General features: G+C 63.2%; 22 protein-coding genes. 14 read left to right on the top strand and 8 right to left on the bottom strand.

Translation table 11 applies throughout. From position 1 onward, the window contains the following. The first annotated feature begins 51 nt into the window (after positions 1–51). From RIE53_12390 to RIE53_12360, 7 genes are all read left to right on the top strand, one after another. The gene (locus RIE53_12390; GenBank protein ID MEQ9105480.1) at positions 52–1,179 is read left to right on the top strand and encodes a tetratricopeptide repeat protein; all 1,128 of its coding nucleotides are present in this window, start codon (positions 52–54) and stop codon (positions 1,177–1,179) included. Continuing rightward, positions 1,176–1,943: a DUF4292 domain-containing protein gene (locus tag RIE53_12385; protein MEQ9105479.1), complete on the top strand. Its 768-nt coding sequence runs from the start codon at positions 1,176–1,178 to the stop codon at positions 1,941–1,943. The genes RIE53_12390 and RIE53_12385 overlap by 4 nt, the downstream gene beginning before the upstream one ends. Positions 1,944–1,948: 5 nt before the next feature. After that, complete coding sequence (locus tag RIE53_12380; protein MEQ9105478.1) at positions 1,949–3,184, top strand: peptidoglycan DD-metalloendopeptidase family protein; 1,236 nt, start codon at positions 1,949–1,951, stop codon at positions 3,182–3,184. Between the two features lie 17 nt (positions 3,185–3,201). Beyond that, positions 3,202–3,840 carry a ribose 5-phosphate isomerase B gene (gene rpiB / locus RIE53_12375; GenBank protein ID MEQ9105477.1) on the top strand — a complete coding sequence of 213 codons (639 nt, stop codon included), beginning with the start codon at positions 3,202–3,204 and terminating at the stop codon, positions 3,838–3,840. Between the two features lie 99 nt (positions 3,841–3,939). Beyond that, the gene (gene lpdA, locus RIE53_12370; protein ID MEQ9105476.1) at positions 3,940–5,361 is read left to right on the top strand and encodes a dihydrolipoyl dehydrogenase; all 1,422 of its coding nucleotides are present in this window, start codon (positions 3,940–3,942) and stop codon (positions 5,359–5,361) included. Positions 5,362–5,526: 165 nt separating this feature from the next. Continuing rightward, positions 5,527–6,090 (top strand): sigma-70 family RNA polymerase sigma factor, encoded by a 564-nt coding sequence (locus RIE53_12365; protein MEQ9105475.1) that lies wholly within the window; start codon positions 5,527–5,529, stop codon positions 6,088–6,090. A 40-nt stretch (positions 6,091–6,130) separates the two neighbouring features. Continuing rightward, positions 6,131–6,541, top strand: a complete 411-nt coding sequence (locus RIE53_12360; GenBank protein ID MEQ9105474.1) for a cupin domain-containing protein — start codon at positions 6,131–6,133, stop codon at positions 6,539–6,541. Between the two features lie 40 nt (positions 6,542–6,581). On the opposite strand, the gene metG is transcribed toward RIE53_12360, so the two are convergent. After that, complete coding sequence (gene metG / locus RIE53_12355; GenBank protein ID MEQ9105473.1) at positions 6,582–8,717, bottom strand: methionine--tRNA ligase; 2,136 nt, start codon at positions 8,715–8,717, stop codon at positions 6,582–6,584. Between the two features lie 157 nt (positions 8,718–8,874). Here metG and hisA point away from each other — a divergent pair, with 157 nt between their 5' ends. From hisA to RIE53_12320, 7 genes are all read left to right on the top strand, one after another. Continuing rightward, on the top strand, positions 8,875–9,705 hold the full coding sequence (hisA, locus tag RIE53_12350) for a 1-(5-phosphoribosyl)-5-[(5-phosphoribosylamino)methylideneamino]imidazole-4-carboxamide isomerase (GenBank protein ID MEQ9105472.1): 831 nt from the start codon (positions 8,875–8,877) through the stop codon (positions 9,703–9,705). Between the two features lie 59 nt (positions 9,706–9,764). Continuing rightward, a complete protein-coding gene (locus RIE53_12345) occupies positions 9,765–10,133 on the top strand; it encodes a hypothetical protein (protein MEQ9105471.1) in 369 nt (122 codons plus the stop codon). Between the two features lie 172 nt (positions 10,134–10,305). Then, positions 10,306–11,382: an aminotransferase class V-fold PLP-dependent enzyme gene (locus RIE53_12340; protein MEQ9105470.1), complete on the top strand. Its 1,077-nt coding sequence runs from the start codon at positions 10,306–10,308 to the stop codon at positions 11,380–11,382. Then, entirely contained in the window at positions 11,379–12,035 is a 657-nt protein-coding gene (locus tag RIE53_12335) for an outer membrane lipoprotein carrier protein LolA (GenBank protein ID MEQ9105469.1), read from the top strand. Before RIE53_12340 ends, RIE53_12335 begins: the two co-directional genes overlap by 4 nt. Positions 12,036–12,037: 2 nt before the next feature. Then, positions 12,038–13,039 (top strand): lysylphosphatidylglycerol synthase transmembrane domain-containing protein, encoded by a 1,002-nt coding sequence (locus RIE53_12330; protein MEQ9105468.1) that lies wholly within the window; start codon positions 12,038–12,040, stop codon positions 13,037–13,039. A gap of 17 nt (positions 13,040–13,056) precedes the next feature. Then, positions 13,057–15,369, top strand: coding sequence for a hypothetical protein (locus RIE53_12325; GenBank protein MEQ9105467.1), 2,313 nt, complete (start codon positions 13,057–13,059; stop codon positions 15,367–15,369). Between the two features lie 159 nt (positions 15,370–15,528). Further along, entirely contained in the window at positions 15,529–15,801 is a 273-nt protein-coding gene (locus tag RIE53_12320) for a hypothetical protein (protein ID MEQ9105466.1), read from the top strand. Positions 15,802–15,894: 93 nt separating this feature from the next. Here the strand turns inward: RIE53_12320 and rlmB are convergent, their stop codons facing one another. From rlmB to obgE, 7 genes are all read right to left on the bottom strand, one after another. After that, positions 15,895–16,653 (bottom strand): 23S rRNA (guanosine(2251)-2'-O)-methyltransferase RlmB, encoded by a 759-nt coding sequence (rlmB, locus tag RIE53_12315; protein ID MEQ9105465.1) that lies wholly within the window; start codon positions 16,651–16,653, stop codon positions 15,895–15,897. Continuing rightward, on the bottom strand, positions 16,650–17,591 hold the full coding sequence (locus RIE53_12310; protein ID MEQ9105464.1) for a prolipoprotein diacylglyceryl transferase: 942 nt from the start codon (positions 17,589–17,591) through the stop codon (positions 16,650–16,652). The genes rlmB and RIE53_12310 overlap by 4 nt, the downstream gene beginning before the upstream one ends. Positions 17,592–17,594: 3 nt before the next feature. After that, positions 17,595–18,887 (bottom strand): histidine--tRNA ligase, encoded by a 1,293-nt coding sequence (hisS, locus tag RIE53_12305; GenBank protein ID MEQ9105463.1) that lies wholly within the window; start codon positions 18,885–18,887, stop codon positions 17,595–17,597. Beyond that, positions 18,880–19,350, bottom strand: coding sequence for a PTS sugar transporter subunit IIA (locus RIE53_12300; protein ID MEQ9105462.1), 471 nt, complete (start codon positions 19,348–19,350; stop codon positions 18,880–18,882). The genes hisS and RIE53_12300 overlap by 8 nt, the downstream gene beginning before the upstream one ends. Positions 19,351–19,374: 24 nt before the next feature. Then, positions 19,375–20,475 carry an RluA family pseudouridine synthase gene (locus RIE53_12295; GenBank protein MEQ9105461.1) on the bottom strand — a complete coding sequence of 367 codons (1,101 nt, stop codon included), beginning with the start codon at positions 20,473–20,475 and terminating at the stop codon, positions 19,375–19,377. A gap of 80 nt (positions 20,476–20,555) precedes the next feature. Next, complete coding sequence (gene dprA / locus RIE53_12290) at positions 20,556–21,749, bottom strand: DNA-processing protein DprA (GenBank protein MEQ9105460.1); 1,194 nt, start codon at positions 21,747–21,749, stop codon at positions 20,556–20,558. Continuing rightward, a complete protein-coding gene (obgE, locus tag RIE53_12285) occupies positions 21,746–22,777 on the bottom strand; it encodes a GTPase ObgE (GenBank protein ID MEQ9105459.1) in 1,032 nt (343 codons plus the stop codon). Before obgE ends, dprA begins: the two co-directional genes overlap by 4 nt. Between the last annotated feature and the right edge of the window lie 14 nt (positions 22,778–22,791).

The following is a 22,791-nucleotide window of genomic DNA, read 5'->3' as shown; positions in this document are numbered from 1 at the left end:
TGGACTTGAAGTATACGAAACCTGCCAAAGTGGCTGCCGTTATTCGAAGGCATGTTCCGAATCCTCTTACTTCTGGCCCTCCTGGCCCCGTCGGCAATGGCGCAGTCGGGTGGCTCCGCTTCGGAACAAGCCCTTGTCCGCGGCCTGACGCACATGCGCACCGCCAACTGGGACGCCGCTATAGCCGTCTTCATGGAGGCCATCCGCGCCGCGCCCGAGGAGCCCGCCCTGCTGGTGGCCATGAGTGAGGCCCAGTACGCGTCCGGCGATCCTGAATCGGCGCTGTTCTACAGTTCGGCTGCGGCCAGCCTGGCCCCGGACCGGGTTGAAGTCCTGCACGTGCATGCCAACGTTTTGCTCGGTTCCGGGCGTATGGACGATGCGCTCCACGTGCTTCAAGGCATGGTCGATGCCCACCCCACGGACCTCCAGGCTGCTACGCGCCTGCTGTCGCTGTACCTGCAACTTGACCGCATTCCGGACGCCGTGGCCATGGATGCGTCGCTCGCTGCGCAGTTCGGAGCCCATCCCGACCTGGTGACGCTGCGGGCCGATGCACTGGAGCGTGCCGGCGAGCTGCCCCGCCTCATTTCGCTTCTGCAGGAGGTCGCCGCCTACCGGAACGTGGACCAACGCCTTGCCGAGGCCCATGCCCGCAACAATGACCTTCAGGCGGCCGCTCGAATCTGGCTGGACCTGCTGCCCGACGCCAAGGCACAGGAAAATCTGGCCGCCGTCGTCGACCGGATTGCCGATCCTGCGCTTCGCGCGGAAATCAGGGCCGCGGATGTGACGGGTGCCGCCGCGCCCTCTGAAACCGTGCCCCTGGATGTCCGTGCCAGAACGCTGCTGGATGCCGGACGACTGGAAGAGGCCGCCCGGACCATTGAAGAGCTGGTGGAAAAGGATCCCCGGCAGCTGGACCTGTGGGTGGAGGGCGTAACGGCGCTGAACACCCTGTCCGAATGGAAACGTGCGGCCGCATTGGGGACGGACGGCCTGGTGCTGTACCCCAATTACGGGCCCCTCGTCCTTCCTACGGCCGAGGCACTGGCGGCCGACGGACGCACCGCCGAGGCCGTAGCCATGGCCCGTTCCGCGCTTGAACGTTCCCGCGAGTCCGACCCCTGGACCGCCCCCCTGCGACGCCTTCTGACGGCCTTGGACAGTCCACAATGAGGTGCGTACTGGCTGTGCTGTTGCCGGCCGTGCTGCTTGCGGCCTGCGCTTCGGGGCCCGTGGTCGTGTCGAACGCGGACGTGGCCGGTTGGCCGAACCATACGGCCCGGGATATCCTGCGCCACCTCCCAATGGCTCCATCCGACCTGGACGAGCTTTCAGCGGTCGCCGAAGTAAGCGTGGCGTCTCCGGAAGAATCCGGACGTTTTTCTGCCCGCATTGCCTACAGGCGGGACGACTCCATGCTCGTCCGCATCCGGTTTCCGCTGGGCATTGAAGGCGCGCGCGTCCTGGTCACCCGGGATTCCGCGTTCGTCTACGACCGAACGGAAGGCACCCTGGTCGCCGGGACACCGGATAACATTTCGGCCGTCCTGCCGGTTGCGGTGGCAGGTACGGATCTGGTGACCCTTGCAACGGGCTTCATCCATCCGGATCCACGGCTTGATTGGCAGGTCCGGACGGACAGTCTGCTGTATGAATTGCGTGCACCCGACACCGGAGACCGTTGGCTCATCGATCCCGTGGAATGGCGCGTCGTCTTCGTGGAGTTCAGGAACCCGGACGGTGCCATCCGTGAACAACGCTGGTACGCATCGTTCGACGACATGGACGGCATACGCGTGCCCCGGCGTGTCAGCGTATCGCATCCCATTCAGAAAACCCGACTCGTCATGGCATTGAGCCGCCTCGATACATCGCCGGGCCAACTTGCCTTCGATCTGGGCCTTGCGTCGGATGTGAAGCGCTACGTGATCGAATGAAGGCCATGCGGACATATCCCCTCTGCCGGATTGCGGTATTCCTGGTCGCGGCTGGACTCTCGGGACTGGCAGTTCCTCACGCGTTCGCGCAGGAAACGGCCGTCAGGGAGACCGAGGCGCGCCTCCAGCAGTTGCGCCAGCAGATCGCAGACGATGAACTCCGACTCCAATCCACCGAGCAGGAGGAGCAGGCGTCAGCCCGCCAGTTGGCCGACCTCAACCGTCAGATCGCCATGCGCGAGGAGCTCGTGGACGTCTATGCGAAGCGGATTTCCGAAATGCGGGCCGAGGAAGACTCGTTGGCATCCCTCGTCGCATCCCAGGAAGCCGATCTGGCCGAACTCAAACGGGACTATACGGCGCGCGCGACGCACGCCTACAAATACGGGCGGCAACACGACGTGGCGCTCATCCTGGCGGCCGAGTCCATCAACCAGATGCTCATCCGGATCGGGTACCTGCGGCGCTTCTCGAACGAACGGAGGGGGCGCCTGAATGCGCTGAACGATGCGAACCAGCAACTGAATGAAGCCCGGGAGGCGCTGTCGGCGCGACTGGTCGACATGCAGATCCTGCTTACCCAGGCCGATCGCGAGCAGGAACGGCTGGCCAATCTGAAAACCGATCGGGAGACGGAGGTCCGTCGTCTGCGTTCGCTCCGCGTCGACCTGTCCCAGGAACTGGAAAACAAGCGGACCATGGCGCGGGAGCTGAGTGACCGGATTGCCGCACTCATTGCGAGTGCCCGGCCCGTGCCCGCAGAGCCCGGTGCGGTCGCTGGGGGCTTTCCCCGTGCCGGATCCCTGGATGCGGCCACACTTTCAGCGCTCGGTGCCTCCTTCCGTTCGGCCCAGGGTCGTATGCCGTGGCCGGCCACCGGAAGTGTCCAGGAGCCGTTCGGGGAAGTCACGAATCCCGTTTACGGAACACGCACGCCGAATCCAGGCATCCTGATTGCCACGGGTCCCTCGGCGGAAATCCGGGCCGTGGCGGCCGGTCGGGTGTCCACGGTGGATGTCATGCCGGATATCGGGTCGTACATCATTGTCGAACATGGGGATTACCACACTGTTTACGGCAATTTCTCGCTCATCTACACGCAGGCCGGGGCGATGATCGAACCGGGCGATGTCATCGGGCGCGGCGGCACGACCAACGAACCCCGGGGTAATGCCGTATTCTTCAGTATTTTCGAGAATGCCGTGCCGGTCGATCCCGCGCGATGGTTGGCTCCGCGATAAAGTTGTAGCTTGCCCCGATGCCAGGAAAACCCGTCATAACCGAAGACCACGTACGCACGGCTGTCCGGGCCGGGCAGCGACAATTGATCGTTCCACCACGGGCGCTCGTGACTCCCCTCGCTGCGGACACCGCCCGCGCGGCAGGAATTGAACTGGTCCGGGGTGTGCCACCTGAACCGGGCTCGGCGTCCCCTCCGCACCACGCCCCACCCCCACGGACCCTGGCCATCGGCGCCGATCACGGTGGATTCGAACTCAAGCAGACGCTCGCCGAACAGCTCCGCAAGGACGGCTGGCATGTGATTGACATCGGGACGGACTCGCCCGCATCGTGTGACTACCCGGACTTTGCCTATGGTGTAGCCCGCCTGGTCGCCACCGGAAAAGCGGCGTACGGCATCATGATTGATGGCGCCGGCATCGGCTCCAGCATGGTATGCAACAAGGTCCCGGGCGTCCGCGCCGCCTGCGCATACAATGAATTCACGGCCTGGAACGCACGGGCCCACAACAATGCCAACGTCCTCACGCTGGGCAGTCGAACGTTGGGCATTGAAGTCATCAAGGGCATCCTGCGTGTTTTCCTGGAGACGTCGTTCGAGGGCGGCCGTCATGCCAAGCGGGTCGACAAGATGACGGACATGGAGTCGCGGTAGCCGGTTTTCACCGCATTTGAACCGGACGGCGGGGCACCGTGAAGGCTGCATGCCGTATCATTCGGGACTGTTACGTTCCATCATTTCAATCCCCAGGTCATGGCTGCAGCATCCTACGACGTCGTCGTCATCGGTTCGGGCCCCGGAGGCTACGAGACCGCCATCCGCTCCACACAACTCGGCCTCAAGACGGCCATCGTCGAAAAGAACAAGTTGGGTGGCGTGTGCCTCAACATCGGCTGCATTCCGACGAAAGCGCTGCTCAAGAGCGCCGAAATCATGGAGTACACCCGTCACGCGGCCGACTACGGGCTGAACATCGAAGGGTCGGTCACCGCGGACTTCGCCAAGGTCATTGACCGCAGCCGCGGCGTCGCGAACCAGATGAACAAGGGCGTCGAGTTCCTCATGAAGAAGAACAAGATCGACGTGCATTATGGATTCGCCACACTGACCGCCAAGGATACCATCCAGGTCGAGCCCTCCACCGACATGGACGGCAACAAACAGGGCGACAAGGCCACCCTCAAGGCGAAGCACATCATCATTGCCACCGGTGCCCGCCCCCGCGAACTGCCCTCCCTGCCCATTGACGGCAAGAAGATCATTTCGTCCACCGAGGCCATGCTCCAGAAAGAGCAGCCCAAGCGTCTGGTCATTGTCGGCGCCGGAGCCATCGGGGTCGAGTTCGCCTACTTCTACCACAACATGGGTACGGAAGTCACGATCGTCGAGCTCATGGACCGCATCGTCCCGGTCGAAGACAAGGACGTCTCGCGTGAACTCGCGAAGGCATTCAAGAAGATGGGCATCAATGTCCTGACAGGCGCGTCGGTCGAGAAAGTCGATACCAAGGGCAAGACCCTGAAGGCCACGGTCAAGACCAAGAAGGGCGAGGAAGTCATTGAATGCGACCAGGTCCTATCGGCGGTCGGCGTGGCCGGCAACATCGAAAACCTCGGCCTGGAAAAGGTGGGCGTGAAAACCGAGCGCGGTGCCATTGTCATTGACGAATTCGGCCGCACGAGCGTCGACAACATCTATGCCATCGGCGACGTTGCCGGACCCCCGTGGCTGGCCCACAAGGCCTCCCACGAAGGCGTCATCTGCGTCGAGAAGATTGCCGGCAAGGACGTGCATGCCCTCGACAAGTCCAACATTCCCGGTTGTACCTACTGCCAGCCGCAGATTGCCAGCGTCGGCTACACCGAAGAGAAAGCAAAAGAGGCCGGATACGACCTCAAGGTGGGCAAATTCCCGTTCTCCATCAACGGCAAGTCCGTGGCCATGGGTCACAGCGAAGGATTCGTCAAGGTCATTTTCGATGCGAAATACGGCGAATTCCTGGGCTGCCACATCATTGGATACGATGCGACCGAACTGATTGCCGAAGTGGTCGTGGCCCGCACGCTGGAAACGACCGCCCACGAGATCATGGATTCCATCCATCCGCATCCGACGCTTTCGGAAGCCATCATGGAAGCCACCCGCGTGGCCTACGGCATCCCCATGAATACCTGATCCTGCGTCCTTTTCGGGAAACGTGCGTCTGTACAGGTGAAGCGGGTCCACTCGGGTCCTGCGTTAACCGGAACACATGGTGATCATCATGAACTGTACTTGCACGAAATGTACCTGCAGCAACTGTACCTGCTCTGACGGAAATTGCACCTGCGGTGGCGGCGGATGCTGCTGAGCAGCAACCAACTCGACGCGCTGCGTACGCGGCTCCTGGACTACGTCCAGAGCCGCGTACGCACGTCTGACGACGCCGAGGATGTCGTTCAGGACATCCTCGTGCGCGTCTGGCAGCGCCAGGATACCCTTAAATCCGAGGACCGGATACTCCCGTGGCTGTATGCCATTGCGCGCAATGCGGTTACGGATTATTGGCGGCGGTCCAAACCCGATCGGACGGTACCGCTGAACGACGAAACGGACCTGTCTGGAGAATCCTTGGACATGTCAGCCTACGCTGCGCTCTCGAACTGCCTGCTTCCGTTCCTGGAGGATCTCCCTGAAGACTGGCGGATGGCCGTTGAAATGACGGAGTTCCAGGGGTTGACCCAGGCTGAGATGGGCGAGCGTCTGGGCCTCTCCGTGTCCGGAGCCAAGTCCCGCGTCCAACGCGCCCGTAGTCGTCTGAAAGACGACCTGCTGTCGTGCTGCCGGGTTGCCTTTGACAGCCGCGGAGGCGTTCTTGAGGCTCACTGTGGAACCGGCGAACCCTGCACAGGCGACTGCCCATGACGGTCGTTTCGTCCGAGCGGTCCTCTTTTGGCTGAACTCCATGCTCAAGCACGCGGCTGTCGTATTTGCCTTACTGACCACTTGGCTGGCCGTGTCTCCGCGACACAGCCCAGCACAGCAGCAAGGCATTACCTTGGACGTCCTCCACGAGTCTCCGCTGTCCGTCTCCGACTCCCTGATGTCGGTCACCATCCGGGCAACATTTGCGCCCGGCGGCACCACCGGTTGGCACCTGCACCCGGGCGACGAACGGGCCGTGGTACTTGAAGGTCAATTGGAAATCCACGGAGCAGACGGCACGGTGCGCCGCGTCGCGGCCGGAGAGGCGTATGAGAACCGACGCAACGTCATCCACGAGACCGTGAACCCGGGAGACACCCCGACGGTCATCATCGCCACCTTCATCCTTCCTCTCGGAGCACGAATCACGGAGCCCGTCATCCGGCGCTGACCCGACGGCCCGTATTCAAATGTAACCTGCCAGGTTACATTTAACGGATGACCGATCCGTCTTCTCCGCCCGACGTGATCGGGAAGAGTCCACCGTCGCGGTCTTCGGCCATGAGCACCATGCCCTGCGACTCGAGACCCATCATCTTGCGGGGGGCCAGGTTCGCCACGACGGCCACCCGCCGACCAATCATCTCTTCCGCCGAATAGTGTTGGCCCGCTCCGGCCAGGATCTGACGCTTCTCGAAGCCCAGATCGATGACCAGGCGCAGAAGCTTCTTCGACTTCGGCACAGGCTCGGCCTCGAGGACGGTACCCATACGGAAGTCCATTTTCATGAAGTCGTCAAAGGTAGCGGTGTCTGCCACGGGCGCATAGGGCAATGCTTCTTCTTCTGCCCCGTCAGCCCCGCCGCCCTGAGGATCTGCTTTCTTCAATTTCTGCATCTGGGCTTCCATGGCGTCGTCTTCGATTTTCGTGAACAGGATTTCGGATTCGCCCAGTGAGGCGCCGGCCGACATCAAAGGCTGACCAGCGGCATCCCACCCGATTCCGGCCGGCGCACCAGCGGCTGCGCCATTCGCATCGCCGTCCGCCGGCATACTGGACCGCACACCTTCCAACTTCAACATCCGGCGCAGTTTCTCGGCTGAGAACGGCAGCACGGGGTCCATGAGTACGGCCAGCGAGGCACAGATCTGGAGCGATACGTGGATGGTGTTGGCGCACGCCTGCATGTCCGTCCGGCGCGTGTGCCACGGCTCCGTATCGTTGAAGTATTTGTTGCCCAGTCGGGCCAGGGCCATCGTTTCGAACACGGCCTCGCGCATCTTGTAATTGTCGTACGCGCGTCCAATCCGCTCCGGGAAGTCGGCGATGGCAGCGAGGGTTTCCGAGTCCACGGCGGACGAATTTTTCAATTCCGGGACGACACCGTCAAAATACCGGGTCGCGAATGTCATGGTCCGGTTGACGAAGTTACCCAGCACATCGGCCAGTTCGGAATTGACCCGCGTTTGGAATTCGCCCCACGTGAAGTCGGCGTCCTTGGTTTCGGGCAGCGTCGTGGCCAGCGCATAGCGCAGGAGGTCTGGATCGAATTCGTCCAGGTACTCGTGCAGCCAGACGGCCCAGCCCCGGGACGTGGAGAGCTTGTCGCCTTCGATGTTCAGGAATTCATTTGCCGGAACGTTGTCCGGCAACACGAATGCCCCGTGGGCCATGAGCATGGCCGGAAACATGAGGCAGTGGAAAACGATGTTGTCCTTTCCGATGAAGTGGACCAGGCGGGTTTCCTCGTCCTGCCACCAGGTTTTCCATGCATCGGGATGGCCCTGTGCCGCCGTCCATTCCTTGGTGGCCGAAATGTATCCGATGGGCGCATCGAACCACACGTAGATGACCTTGCCCTCGGCGGACACACCTACCGCGGCGGCAGCATCTTCAGGAACAGGAACGCCCCAGGGCACATCGCGCGTGATGGCGCGATCACGCAACCCATCCTTCAGCCAGGACTTGACCTGACCCAACACGTTCGGCTTCCAGTCTGCGTGCGTGTCCAACCACGTGGACAACCGGTCCTGGAAGTCGCCGAGCGGCAGGTACCAGTGCGTGGTTTCGCGCAACTCCGGCGTAGCATCGGACAGCGTGCTTCGGGGATCCTTCAATTCCAGGGGACTGAGCGACGATCCGCACTTCTCGCACTGGTCACCATAGGCGTTCGCATTCCCGCAGACCGGACAGGTACCGACAACGAACCGGTCCGCCAGGAATATTCCGGCCTCAGGGTCGAACAATTGTTTTTCCGTGCGGAGCGTGAACGTTCCCTTGGCAGCCAAATCGCTGAAAAAGGCCTGGCTGGTTTCCGCGTGCACGGACGAGGTGGTGCGCCCGTAGTGGTCGAACGACATGCCGAACCGCTCGAACGCATCCGTGATCATGGGGTGGTACCGGTCCACGAGTTCCTTGGGGTCAATGCCTTCCTTCCGGGCTCGGACCATGATGGCGACCCCCATTTCGTCCGAGCCGCAGATGAAGGCCACGTCCTTCCCTTTCAGACGCTGATAGCGACAGAACAGATCGGAGGGCAGATACGCGCCCGCCAGATGACCCAGATGGATGGGTCCGTTGGCGTACGGCAGGGCGGCGGTTACCAGGATGCGCTTGAAGGAGGACATCACGTCGCAGAAAAATGAACAGGTAGCAAAACGTCAAAATACGGCATGCCAAGGCGACACCGGACGACGGTCCGAGGAATCCGCATAAAAACCGCACGTTGGGTCGGGAAACCCCCGGCGACTGCCTCCGTTTCAGCCGCCGACCCTACCGATACCCATGATTCTCGTCATTCCGGCCATAGATCTGCGCGGCGGCTGCTGCGTTCGCCTGTACCAGGGATCCTACGAAAAAGAGAAAGTCTATTTCGAGGACCCGGTCAAGATGGCACGGCTGTGGCGTATCCAGAACGCCAAGGTGCTCCACGTCGTGGATCTGGACGCGGCCCGTGGCGGTGAGGAGCATAACCGGGCCGTTATCCACGAAATCTGCCGCACGCTCGACATTCCCGTGCAGCAGGGCGGCGGCATCCGGACGATGGAGGATATTGAGCAAGCCCTGGAAGCCGGTGTGTACCGCGTCATCCTGGGGACGGCGGCGCTCCGGGAGCCGGATCTGGTGAAGGAAGCGGTGGCCCGCTTCGGGTCGAGTCGGATTGTGGTCGGGATCGATGCGCGCGACGGCGAGGTCCGCGTGGACGGATGGTTGGAGGGCAGCGGACAGGATGCCGTGGAGTTTGCCCTGAAAATGGAAGAGGCCGGCTGCTGTCGCATTGTGTATACGGATATTGCTCGCGACGGCACGTTGGAAGGACCCAATGTGGAGGCCTATCGGGAGCTCGGCACTCGCCTGACGCGTGCCCGCATTACGGCCTCCGGTGGGGTGGGCGACTACCGCGACCTGATGGCCATTGCCAGTCTTAAGCCGTACCGGGTGGACTCGGTCATTGTCGGACGGGCCCTCTATGAGAACCGGTTCCCCTGCCAGCAATTCTGGTGCTGGAACCAGAAGGACGACGTGGACCTCGGACAATTCTCCACCGCCCGCCTGCACGGCCCCGGCGGCGACCCGAACGGCAATCCGGGAAATTGTGGCCCATCCGGGCAATAAGGCGCCAACCATTCGCGTTCTGAACAGGTCGGATTACTATAACCTGCCGAACGCGAATCATGTCCACAACTGAACCGGACGCCAGCGGGCGTCGCGAAAAAGTCGTGATGGGTCTGGGCATCCTGGCCATCCTGCTCCTCTCCGCCAATATCACGGCCGTCGTCGCGCGCCATTTCTGGCCCGACCTGCCGCTGTTCGGCCGCACGACGGAAGCCATGGCCATCGCCGAAGTGCCGGCCATTCCTCATCTCGTTGAAATCGAAGTGCCGGATGTCCACCGCCTGATCCGCATCCATCGGCATTCGGCCCCTTCATCGTGGGAATTCAACACGGACGACCTGGAGCGGGATCTGCGGAAGCTGGAGGCACGGATTTCTGCCGAAGCAGCCGCAATCGCTGAAGTCGAAGTGATCGTCAAGACACAATAGTAACCGTTGACCGGTGCCTCCAGATGAGGGGCCGGTCCATGGCGACTGCGGCGCGGGGTTCAGGGGGTGGACCCCGCCGCCGCGGTCGTATATTGGAGGGATGAACCCTCTCGAAAGCCAACGCCACGCTTTTCAGATCCCGGATGCGGTCCACTGGCTGAATTGCGCCTATATGTCCCCCACGCCGCGCGCCGTGGAAGAGGCGGGCATCCAGGCCCTGGTGGCATCCCGCGACCCTTCCGGACTGTCCGGGAGCGGCTTCTTCGAACCCGCGGAACGCATCCGAAGCGCCTTTGCCCGGCTGCTCGGCGTTCCGGAAACGGCGCAGCGCGTATCGCTCATTCCCGCTGCCTCCTACGCCATCGCCACGGCCGCCCGCAACATCCCGATAGGCCGCGGCGACGAAATCGTTCATCTGCAGGATCAGTTTCCGAGCAATGTCTATGCATGGCGGCGGCTCGCGACCGAGCGTGGCGCCACCGTACGCACCATACCCCGGGCTCCGACCGCGGCCGGATGGAATGTGCGCCTGCTCGAAGCCATTACACCGCGGACCCGGATCGTGGCCGTACCCCATGTCCACTGGACGGACGGAACCCTGTTTGACCTGGAGGCGGTCGGCCAGCGCGTCCGGGACGTCGGTGCGTACTTGATCATTGACGGCACGCAGTCGGTCGGCGCCCTGCCCATGGACCTGCCTGCCATCCAGCCCGACCTGGTGGCGGCAGCCGGATACAAGTGGCTCATGGGCCCCTACGCGACGGGACTGGCCTGGTGGGGAGAACGTCTGTTGGACGGCATTCCGCTTGAGGAAAACTGGATTGCCCGCAAGGGAAGCAGCAATTTTGCCGGCCTCGTGGATTACGTGGATGACTATGCGCCGGGGGCCATCCGGTACGATGTCGGGGAACGGTCGAACTTCCTGCTGTTGCCCATGGTGGAAGCCGCCCTCGCGTTGCTGCTGGAATGGCAGCCGGAGCGCATACAGGACTGGTGTCGGCGATTGATGGCGCCGGCCCTGGCCGAACTGGAAGGGCATGGATTCCATACGGCGCCCGTGACCGATCGGGGCCACCACCTGTTCGGCCTCTCCCTGCCCGCCGGCCTGGAACCGGCGACGGTCCAGGAGCAGCTGCGCGCAGCCGGCGTCCATGTGTCGCTTCGTGGTACGGCCGTGCGGATTTCACCGCATGTCTACAACACGGAACGGGACCTGGAGGCCCTGGTGGACGTACTGTTGTCACCATGACAACCCGACACCTGTCCATACTCCCGACCGCCGCGCTGACCGTTCTGCTGGGCATTCTCCTTTCCGGCGCGTTCACTGCTCCGACCGGGGCGCAACCGCTGGCGGACCAGGTCCGCGCGCTTTACGGTGCGGAGACTACCATGGCGGCCCGGTTTGTCCAGACCATCTCCTCCGAGTTCCTGGAGATGGATGAGCGGTATTCCGGTCGGGTCTGGATTGCCGGCGACCGTTACCGGATTGAAACGGGCAGTCAGACCATCGTGAGCGACGGCGAACGCACCTGGATCCACAACCACGCCGAGCGGCAAGTGCTCATCAATACCGTGGAGGACGACATGGAGGATTTCTCGCTGACGTCGTTCCTGGGTGAGTTCGATTCGGCGTATGCCATCCGGCAGGAGGCCGATGCGTCTCTGGATGGCACACGGATGCACGTCCTCGGCTTGACGCCGACCGATGCCTTCGCCTCCTTCAAGACCGTTACGATGTGGATTCGCCCCGCGGACCTGGCCGTCCTGCGGATGCATGTCGTTGACCTGAACGACGTACAGATGACCTTCCACCTGTCCGACGTCGAATTCAATCCCTCCCTGGCGGAAGACGCCTTTTCGTTCGCCATTCCGGACGGCGTTGAAGTCATAGACCTGCAGTAGGCGTGGGAAACTCCAACGCGCTATCCTCACGCGCCAGGACCTGGGCCATCCGCGCGGGCAGTTTTGCGATCGCAGCCGTCCTGCTCTGGTTTGCCCTCCGGAATGCCGATTTCGCGGCCGTGGGCACGGCCCTGAAACAGGCCAATTGGTGGTGGATGCCCCCCGCCGTCGTCGCGACCTACGCGAGCCACTGGTTGCGCGCAGAACGGTGGTGCCTCATGATGGACAAACTGCCCGGCCAATCCAGGCGAACCTCCCGCGTGGTGGCCTTCCTGTCCCTCATGGTGGGTTACATGGCCAACTACGCCGGCCCCCGGGTGGGCGAACTCATCCGCACCGGAAACGTGGCCGCCCATGAAAAAATTCCGTTCTCCACCTTGCTGGGCACGGTCGTCGTGGAGCGTGTGCTCGACGTCGTCATGCTCGGGCTGGGGCTGCTGATGCTCCCGCTCATCTACGGCAATGAGCTCCCGGCCCTGATCGACGCTCTGGGACGTCCGCTCGGATCGGTGTCGACAGGGACTTGGCTGCTGCTGTCCGGAGCGGCTCTGGTCGGAGGCGGCGTCGTATTCTGGCTGGTGGTCCTCCGACGGTCAAGCGGCGAATCGCGCCTGGGGCGCCTCATCCAGACCTTCCGGTCGGGATTGCTGTCCGTTCTCCGCACCGGTCGGACCGGGACGCTGATTGTCCAGTCCGTGGCCATGTGGGCCTGCTACGTATTCATGGCCTGGGTCCCGTTTGCCATGCTTCACATGACGGACTTCTCGATGCTCGATGCCCTCGGAATCATGCTCATCGGGTCCATCGGTGTGGTCATCCCGGCTCCGGGGGGCATCGGCACCTACCACTTCATTACCGTCCAGGCCCTTGGCCTGCTGTATCTTGTGCCCGAAACCGATGCGGCCACATACGCCCTGCTGACCCACACGGGACAGATGGTCATGTATGTGGCTGCCGGCTTCCTCGGAATCCTGTATCTCGGCAACCGCCCCGCCCGCTCATGACGCGTTCCGGCCCATTCATGACTGTTCTGACCGCCGTTCCGAAGGGCATGGTGCGGTGGGTTCTGCTGGTTGCCGTCCTCGTGGGCTCGCCCTTGAGCGTCCGTGCGCAGGTGCTGGAAGCGGTGTCACGGGATGCGTACCATCCGATGGAGGCCCCCGTCCAATCGGATCTTGCACCGGGCATCAATATCCATCATGTCCAGGCATCGGTCCTGTTGATGCCCGAGCAACGTCGGCTTGTGGGCTCGGCGGTCTATCGTGTTTCGGTTGATGCCACGTCGACAGCGCGGCGATTCATCCTGCGCGCGGGTGCCGTGGACATACGTGACGTCCGCGTGTTTTCCGATTCGACGCGCTGGACGACCTCGGGGGATTCCCTGTACATCGCGCTGCCGGACGGGGGTGCGGAAGAAGTCGTGGTCCAGGTGGATTACGAGACCTCCCGCGCAGGTTACGATATCCGCGATCGGGGTGGATGGAAGGCGGCATGGACCCCGAGCCGGGCCGATGAAACGCACTGGATACCGGCGCCCCTCGAGTGGTTCGATGCGTACTCGGCTGACATCCGCGTGACGGTTCCGTCAGGATGGGACGTATTCTGGCCCGATGGCCCCAACAGCACAGTGCTCGGACCGGAAGCCACAACGCACATCTGGCAGCCCGAGGGAGAACGCCTGACACATGCCGTCGGCTTTCTCGCGGCTGAATCCGGATTCGTGACGGTTGAGGTGGACTCGACCGGTGGAAGCACCGGCCGGTCCATTGCATTGCCGCCGGGCTATCCCACGCAGATCTGGAACGGTCTCCGTCTCGAATCCGATCCGGCGCTGCTGGAAGATTCCCCACTCATGGCCGATCTGGCGACCCGTGCAGCACGCTTCCAGGCCCGGTTCGGAAGCCTCCAGACGAACGTCTTCCCGACGGATGCCTGGTTGTCGCGAGCCATCCCGGTATTCGCGGCCGCCCAGGCGCTCCGCCAGGAGCATGGCGACGGGGCCTACGGATTGATCCTGGAAACAGCCCGCACGCGGTACCTGGAGGAAGCCGAACGCTACGTCCGGCCGCTGATCTGGGATCGCTGGTATACGCCCTCCGACCTGAACGACGCACACGCCACCTGGAAAGGCCTTTGGGTCCTTCACATGCTGGCCGAGGAAATCGGGGTGGAGCGGGTGCTCGATGCGGCCACGGACCTGGATGCGCAGGCCGCCTCCGCGGCCGTGGATACCGAAACCTTCCGCCAATTGGTCGGTGGCCGGAGTGCCTTTTTCGATACGTGGGTGTACGGCGCCGGTCATCCGGTCTTCACGCTCATCTACTCCCACCGCCCGGAAGCCGGGCAACTGGCCGTCATCCTTACCCAGGAGCAGGATGGACCGCTGGTCCCGGACGTATTCGACATCCATACCGACATCGTCATTTCGTCCCTGGCCGGACTGGAACGGCACCCGGTGCACCTGGACGCGAATGAGGTCCGGTTCGTGTATGAGGCTCCGTTGCGGCCCCGGTACGTTCACCTGGACGAAACGGCAAATCTACTGTATGCGTTTTCGTCCGACCCTGACCTGGACGACGTGACATCCCAGCTCGGGGATGCCCAAACAGCAGGGGGCCGGATCCGGTCCCTCTCGTTGCTGGCCCGGGGCGGCGCCGAACCGGAATTGATCATCGGCCTGCGGCCGGCACTGACCGGATCCGGCCCGTATGTGCTTCAGGCTGCCCTGCCGGTCCTGGCGGGCATGGCCCCGTCGACGTCGGCGCTGCGCATGGTCCAGGAGCAGTCCTCGGCCACCGACCCGGGCGTTCGCCTGGCCTGGCTCCGCGCGCTCGCCGCCTGGCCGGGTCCGGCCGCTGCCGAGGAAGCCCTGCGGACGGCAAACACCAGTCAGAATGGTTTCCTGCTGGAGGAAGCCGTGCGGATCCTGGTCGAACGGCGAGAGGATCTGGCGTGGTCCGTCCTGCAGTCGGCCCTGGTCACGGACAGCGATGCCGACCGCATCCGACGGGCAGCCATCCGACTGGTTGAACGAAGCAGCCGGGGGGCGCGGGAGCGTGTCGCCGCGCTGTTGCCGCTCACGGAGAATCCCCACCATCCGGTGACGCGCGGCGAAGCGCTTCTGGCGGCCGCGCGCGTGGAGCCCGGGAACGCCACGGTCCGCCGCCGTACCGCTGCCTGGTTGCCCGATGCGCTCCCCGCGTTGCGCGCGGCCGCCATAGCAGCGCTGGACGTGCTGCCCGACGACGCCATCACCCCGCAGGCCCTCGAAGCCGCGCTGGCCCTGGAGACCCGTCCAGCGCTGCGCCGCGCCCTCTCCCGGCACCTGCCCTGATCTCTCCAGTCGTTTTCGCCCTTTGAACGCTTGTTGAGGCGGCTCGCCCCCCGCGTCCAACCGTTCAGGCCATTTCACTTTGCAGGCCCGGAGCCATGCCCTACTCTCACATTGCCATCCGGAAGAGGCAGTGAAGTCGCACCGAAACTCCGAACCATCATGCAAGCCACGGACCAACTGAACGGAAACCCGCTGAAAGGGATCATCAGCACCGATCAATACGAAGTGCTGGCTCAACAGAACCTGTTGAACGAGAAGGGTGTCAGGGACTACCGCATCCGGCGGGTATTCCGCTCCATGCGGCGCGAGAATGTCTCCGCGTACGATGCCATCGAGCATCTGCGTGAAGAGTATCCCTATCTCCAGTTCGACACCATCCGCAAGATCGTGTACCGCATGGGTGGGGCGGCATCCACGTCCGATCAGCCGTGATATTTCAGGTGCTGCCCCGACCCGATAGGTGACGGGCGCGCTTGAAAGGTGGGCACCCCGGTCCGGCATTCGCCGGGCCGGGGTGATCTTTTTTTAGACGCGGCAGCGGATGGCTTGGAACAGCAACACGGCCGCGGCGACCGATGCGTTCAGGGACTCCGCCGGCCCGCGCATGGGAATGCTGACTTCGTAGTCGCACAACTCCCTTACGGTCCGCGACATGCCTTTCTCCTCCGAGCCGATGACGAGGCCGATGGCGCGATCCCAGTCCATGTCCCACAGGGTCGTAGGTCCCGATCCTTCCGCACCGGCAATCCAGTACCCCCGCTCCTTCATGGCCTGGATGACCATCTTGATGTTGCCGACGCGGGCAATGGGAATCTGCGAGACCGTCCCCGCACTGGTTTTGACGGCAGCAGCGGTCACGGGTGCCGCGCCCCTCTCCGGAATGACCACACCACCGGCACCGGCCGCCACCGCCGAGCGGATGATGGCCCCCAGATTGTGCGGGTCCTGGATGTGATCCAGGATGAGAATGATGGGCTTGCGCTCCTGTACCTCGTTGAGCGTGGCGGCCACCGACGACAGCATTTCGTCGACGTCCATATAGCGGATGGGTGACACGACCGCCACGATCCCCTGATGGTTCACGCCGGGCACCAGGCTGTTCAACTTGCCTTGCGGGACCGCCTGTACCGGAATGCCGGCGGCATCGGCCATGCGCCGGATTTCGCCCAGGGATCCCCCACCGGACGCCAGGTAAAGCACTTTCTCGATCCGGTCGGCATCCTGCTCCAGCAATTCCCTGACGGGATTCCGACCCGCAACGTGTCGGCTTCGTTCCTCGCTCATGTTTCAGCACGCGATGTTGCATCGACGGCAGCGGCCCCTGGCGTTCGAAAAACCCACATACCGACCAATCCGGCGACCACGAGCAGGACGGAAATGATTTCGGCCTGTGTAACGGCGAATCCCAGGAGGTCGAACTCGTTGTTCACGCGGATTTTCTCGATGAAGAACCGCTCCACGCCCGCAAAGACCACGTACATCCAGAACAACCAGCCTGCACGGTGGGCATGGCGGCGAAGCGACCACAGGACACCGAAAAGCGCCAGAGCGGCGACGAACTCATAGATGGGTGTGGGATAGACCGGGGCGGCAGACAGGTCAATGCCCAGGATGTTGTTCGGGTAGGTCTCCGCCCAGAGCCACATCGGGAGCCAATCCGGTTTGGCGGCCAGGTTGGCGGCTATCCCCCAGTCCCCGTCGCCTGCCAGATGGCAACCAATGCGACCAATACCATAAGCCAACATGAGTCCGGGTGCTACCGCATCGGAAACGGCTCCCACGCTCACACCTTTGCCCTTCAGGTACCGGGACACGACCAGCATGGCCACGACGAATCCACCATAGAACGTGAATCCCCCCGTCGAAAAAATCATGTCGAGCGGAGCCCGGGCGAATTGGTCCAGGTTTTCCAGGATGTGGAACAGCTTGGCCCCGGCGAATCCACTGAACACGGCCAGCATGGTGATGCTGCCGACCAGTACGGACGGACTCGCATCCACCATCCGGGACCCGCGTCCGGCTTTCCCTTTTGCGGACGCCTCGGGGTCCGGGACGCGCACGCTGCCCATGATGCCTGCCCGGAACTTGCGATCCAGTTCCTTCTGCAGCAACCAGGCTGCCATCATGACGGCCACGGCCACCATGAATCCGAACGAATAGATCGGGATGGGGAGGGAAAACCCGAACAGGTCCTGGAAAATGTCGCTCAGTCGGGGATACATGGATCAGTGCCCATCGGATTCGTTCAACACGGTCAGCCAGTCAGCCGTTACCTGTTCGCCGGATTCCATGTTTTTCACAATGACCTGACCGGCGGCCAGTTCCTCGTCACCCACAATCAGCACGCGCGGTGCGGCCTGCCGGTTCGCCTCCCGCATCTGGGCCTTCATCGAACGACCCCGGAGGTCGTACATGACCCGTATGCCATTCTGCCGCAACGCGTTGGCGGCTCCGAACGCCCACTCAGCGGCGGCATCCCCGAGCGCTACCACGAACACGTCCGGTGGTTCATATGCCGGCAATTCCACACCCGCCCGACCCAGGGCCAGGAACAGGCGCTCCATACCGGCCGCAAAACCGACAGCCGGAACCGGTTGCTTGGAACCCACGTCGGTGGCCAGTAGATCGTATCGACCACCACCGGCCAAGGTGCCCTGGGCGCCCAGCACCGGACTCTCGATCTCGAACGCCGTACGCGTATAGTAGTCGAGACCGCGCACCAGGAACGGATCCTCCACGTAGGCCACGCCGGCCGCATCCAGACAGGCCTTCACGGCCGCGTGGTGCGCGCGGCTCGCATCATCCAGGAAATCCGACAGCCGGGGAGCATCCGCAAGCAGGGCCCGCTCGTCAGGATTCTTGGTGTCCAGAATGCGGAGTGGATTCCCTTCCAGTCGCTGACGGCTGGTTTCGCTCAACGCTTCCGCGTGAGGCGTCAGGAACGCAACGAGGGCCTCCTTGTAGCGTGGGCGCGATTCGGCATCGCCCAGCGAATTCAGACGCACCGTGAATTCATCCAACCCCAGCTCCCGGTAGATATCAATGGCCATGAGGATGGTCTCCGCATCGGCCCTCGGGTCTTCCGAACCAATGTATTCGACGCCGAACTGATGGAATTGGCGGTACCGGCCCTTCTGCGGTCGCTCGGCCCGGAAACAGGGCCCGATATAGAACAGCCGCTGCACCCCGCCCAGCTGTCCCAGATTGTGCTGCAACCAGGCCCGCATGACGGGCGCCGTGACTTCCGGCCGCAACACATAATTCGTGTCGCCGCGCTCGAAGGCGAACATCTCTTTCGAAACGATGTCGGTCAGCTGCCCGACTCCGCGCGCAATGAGTTCAGTGGGTTCCAGGACGGGCGTGCGGATTTCCTGGGCGCCATACCGGTGCATGACGCGGCGGATGACCTCCTCCACATGCTGCCAGGCCCGCGAACCGGCAATCTGGTCATCACTGCTGGTCTGGGCATTCGGCAGGATGTCGAACGTACCGGGAATATTCCGGAAGGGATTACTCATCGAGCAGACTCTCCTCAGCGTTCCTGAGCGTCTCGAGCAGTTCGTCCGGGGAGGCCGCCTCAGCCAATTGTTTTCGCACGGCATCCCGGTTCATGATCCGCGATATCCGGCTCAAGACCTTGACATGTTCGGACTTGGCATCGGGAACGCCGACCAGCAGGAAGACCAGGCGGACGGGCTCCCCGTCAATGGCGTCCCACGGCACGGGCGAACGCGTGACCACGAGAGCCGCCACGGTACCGCTCACGGCATTCGTCTTGGCGTGTGGAAGCGCCAGACCCTTGCCCACGCCGGTCGACATGAGCCACTCCCGCTCAAGGACACTGCGGCGTACCTCATCCAGGTCCCTGACTTCAGGCCGGCCTTCAAGAAGGTTGACCACGGCGTTGATGAACGATTCCTTGTCGGCGGCGTCCAGACCGACCGCAACCGACCCGGGCGTTAGGTATTGGGAGATATGCATGGATTTCGATGGATTGGACGGCGTCTACCCTTCGCCGCCGAATACGTTCGTCAAGTTCGCACGAACTCGCTGCACGACGTCGGTCATGTCGTCCGGCAGGGGCGATTCGAAATATACCTCACGGCCGGTTGTGGGATGCACGAAACCCAGGGATGCGGCGTGCAGGGCCTGTCGGGGCAGGCGTTTGAACAGATTCCGGTAGAACCCCTTTCGGGACCCGTCCTTCCGACCGTACCGGATGCGGTCGCCGTCGTAGGTCGTGTCGCCGAATATGGCATGTCCCATGTGGCTGGAATGGACCCGGATCTGATGCGTCCGACCGGTTTCCAGGCGGAATTCGAGCAGACTCGTGTCCGCAAAGGACTCCAGTCGTTTCCAGTGTGTCACGGCGTGCTTCCCCGTGCCCTCCGGGGTCACACTTACCCGGCGACGATCCCGCCGGTCGCGACCCAACCAGCTCCGGATGGTGCCCGACTCCTCGGCGGGGATGCCCCACACCAGGGCAATGTAGTGGCGATTGATGGTGTGGTCGGCGAATTGCGCCGCCAGCCGCGCATGGGCGATGTCGTTCTTGGCAATGACCAGCAATCCGCTGGTGTCCTTGTCCAGTCGATGCACGATGCCCGGACGGAGCGCGACGTCCCCTTCGAACCGGGGTGCGGCGTTCACCGTTGACAGTCCGGGGTCGGTTTCGGGATCGGCATCGTCGTCCGCGTCTGCGTCCGCGTCGTCTTCCATCCGGAACGGCCCGGCACCCAGGTGATGCAGGAGGCCGTGAAGCAACGTCCCTGAACGGTGCCCATAGGCCGGATGGACGACCATTCCGGCCGGTTTGTCGACAATGATGAGATCGTCATCCTCGTACACGATGTCCAGACCGAGATCCTCCGGTACGATTTCCAGCGCCGGCGGCCGCGGCAGACGACACGCAATGCGATCGCCCGCCTGTACCACATACGAGGGTTTATCGTGGATCTTGCCGTTCACCTCCACGCGGCCGTCCTTGATGCCCTTCTGGACTTTGGTCCGGGTCGCATTCTGGATGAACCCCGTCAAATAGACGTCCAGGCGCTCTCCCTCCCGGTATCCCGGGGGTACATCGAATGTGACGAGTGTTTCTTCCATGGGTGGGTGCAACTTATGTCGGGGAATTGCCGTCAAGAAAAAGAGTCAGACGGGGATCTCGAACACGCCTCCTCTGAATGTCAGCAAGCCGATCGTCTGGTGGGGGCGGTCGGCTTGCGTCCGTTTTGTGGTTTTTCCACGGACAGCGCAAAGCGCCCGCTCGTACCCTGACAGATGGCTCCTTCGTTCTCGAGGCGGGCCAAGGGCAGCCAGAGATTGTTCAGCAAGATACGCGCATTCATGGCAAGCTCGTCCACGGACTGCTCCCCGTGCTCCAAAGCGGCGAGAATGGCCTGTTCCGCAGCTGGTCTGGCTCCGCGTGCGGCTTGGGGAGCGCGTAGTCTTCCCGGGTTGTGCCCTTCCACCGGTTGGCTGGACTCCGACAAGGACGCGGGCGGGGGCAAATACCCGCTGGCCCTCAGCCGCTCAACCAGGTCCTGCTCACTCACCACGAGGCCCGCTCCGTCGGCCAGCAGCCGATTGCTGCCGCGCGATGCCAAATGCTCCGCACTCCCGGGCACGGCATAGACGTCCCGGTTCTGCTCCATGGCCAGATCGGCCGTTATCAATGCGCCGCCCCGGTCATAGGCTTCCACGACCACCGTGGCCGCCGACAGGCCACTGATAATCCGGTTCCGGCGCGGAAAATGCCCCCGTACCGGCTCCGAGCCCGGCATGAACTCGCTGATCAGCACCCCATCCCCGGCAATCCTGGCCTGCAGATCCCGGTTGCCCGCCGGATAGGACTGTCCCGGGCCACATCCCAATACGGCCGCCGTTGCGCCGCCTGCATTGAGCGCTCCGCGATGCGCCTTCGCATCGATCCCATAGGCCAGCCCGCTCACCACACAGGCGCCCGCTTCGGCCAGGGCCTCGCCCAACTTGTAAGCCATCCGACGGCCGTAGTCGGTGCAGCGACGCGTGCCCACGACCGCAATACAGGGCCGTGCCAACAGCTCGGTGCGACCGGTTACCCAGATGATCGGCGGACCGGCAATCTGCCCCAACAGGGTCGGATACCAGGGGTCGTTCATCCACCACAGCGACCACCCGTCCGGAGGCCGCACGGTGACCGGACGGCCGCGAACGTCCTCCAGGGCCTGCCGCATCCACGGGGAAAGCGGGCCGGTCCGGCTCCACAGGTGCGGGCCACCGTCCAGGAATTCCTGGGCCGTAATGCCGGGAGGCACGAGGGCGCGGAGCCGGACCGGCCCCACCCCCTCCGCCATCATGAGGCGTACGCGCGCTTCATATTCACCGCGGGAAAGGTTCATCCGGTCACGTCATCCACCAGGTCTTCCTCCCGGTCCTCCTCGATGTACCGCCAGAGCGCGCGCTTCAGATCGTCAAGGCCCGTGCGGGAGACGGCGCTGATGGGAAACAACTCGACCGGCGGCGGCAATCCCGCCCGGGCCTCTTCGACCTTGGTCTCCACGTCGTCGACGGGCACCAGGTCCATCTTGCTGAGCGCAATCATACGGGGTTTACGGAGCATGTCCGGACTGAACATTTCCAGTTCGTGCAGGAGCGTGTCGTACTCCGCGGCCACGTCGTCCGAGGTGACGGGAATCACGAACAACAGCACCGCATTGCGCTCAATGTGCTTCAGGAACTGGATACCCAGTCCCTTGCCCTCGTGGGCGCCTTCGATGATGCCCGGGATATCGGCCATCACGAACGACTTGAAGTCCCCGACGGAAACCACACCCAGGGACGGCTCGAGCGTGGTGAAGGGGTAGTCGGCCACCTTCGGTCGAGCAGCCGAAAGACTGGATACGAGCGTGCTCTTCCCGGCGTTGGGAAAACCGACCAGACCGACGTCGGCCAGCAGCTTGAGCTCAAAAGTCACATTCCGCTCTTCTCCGGGCTCTCCCGGCTGGGAGTGCCGGGGCGTCTGGTTGGTGGATGACTTGAAAAACGTATTCCCCTTCCCCCCACGCCCACCGCGGGCCAGGACCAGGCGCTCGCCGTGCTCCGTAACCTCGCCAATGTACTCGTCCGTGTCCGAGTCCTTGAGCACGGTACCCAGCGGCACGCGCAGCAGGATATCGTCCCCCTTCTTCCCGGATCGCTGATTGCCACCGCCCGGACCCCCGTTTTGCGCAAAATGATGCCGGTTGTAGCGCAGATCGAGCAGGGTATAGAGTTGCTTGTCCCCTTCCAGGATGACAGAGCCTCCGTCGCCTCCGTCGCCTCCGTCCGGTCCACCTTTCGGTTCGTATTTTGCCCGGCGGAGGGACATGGCACCCTTGCCGCCCTTTCCGCTCCGGACGGTCACGGTCACGTAATCAACAAACTTCATGCTTCAAACAAGGT

The sequence above is a fragment of the Rhodothermales bacterium genome (assembly GCA_040221055.1).
Lineage (GTDB): Bacteria > Bacteroidota > Rhodothermia > Rhodothermales > UBA10348 > 1-14-0-65-60-17.
The sequence above is the reverse complement of the archived record's forward strand: the minus strand, read 5'-3'. Positions and strand labels throughout refer to the sequence as shown.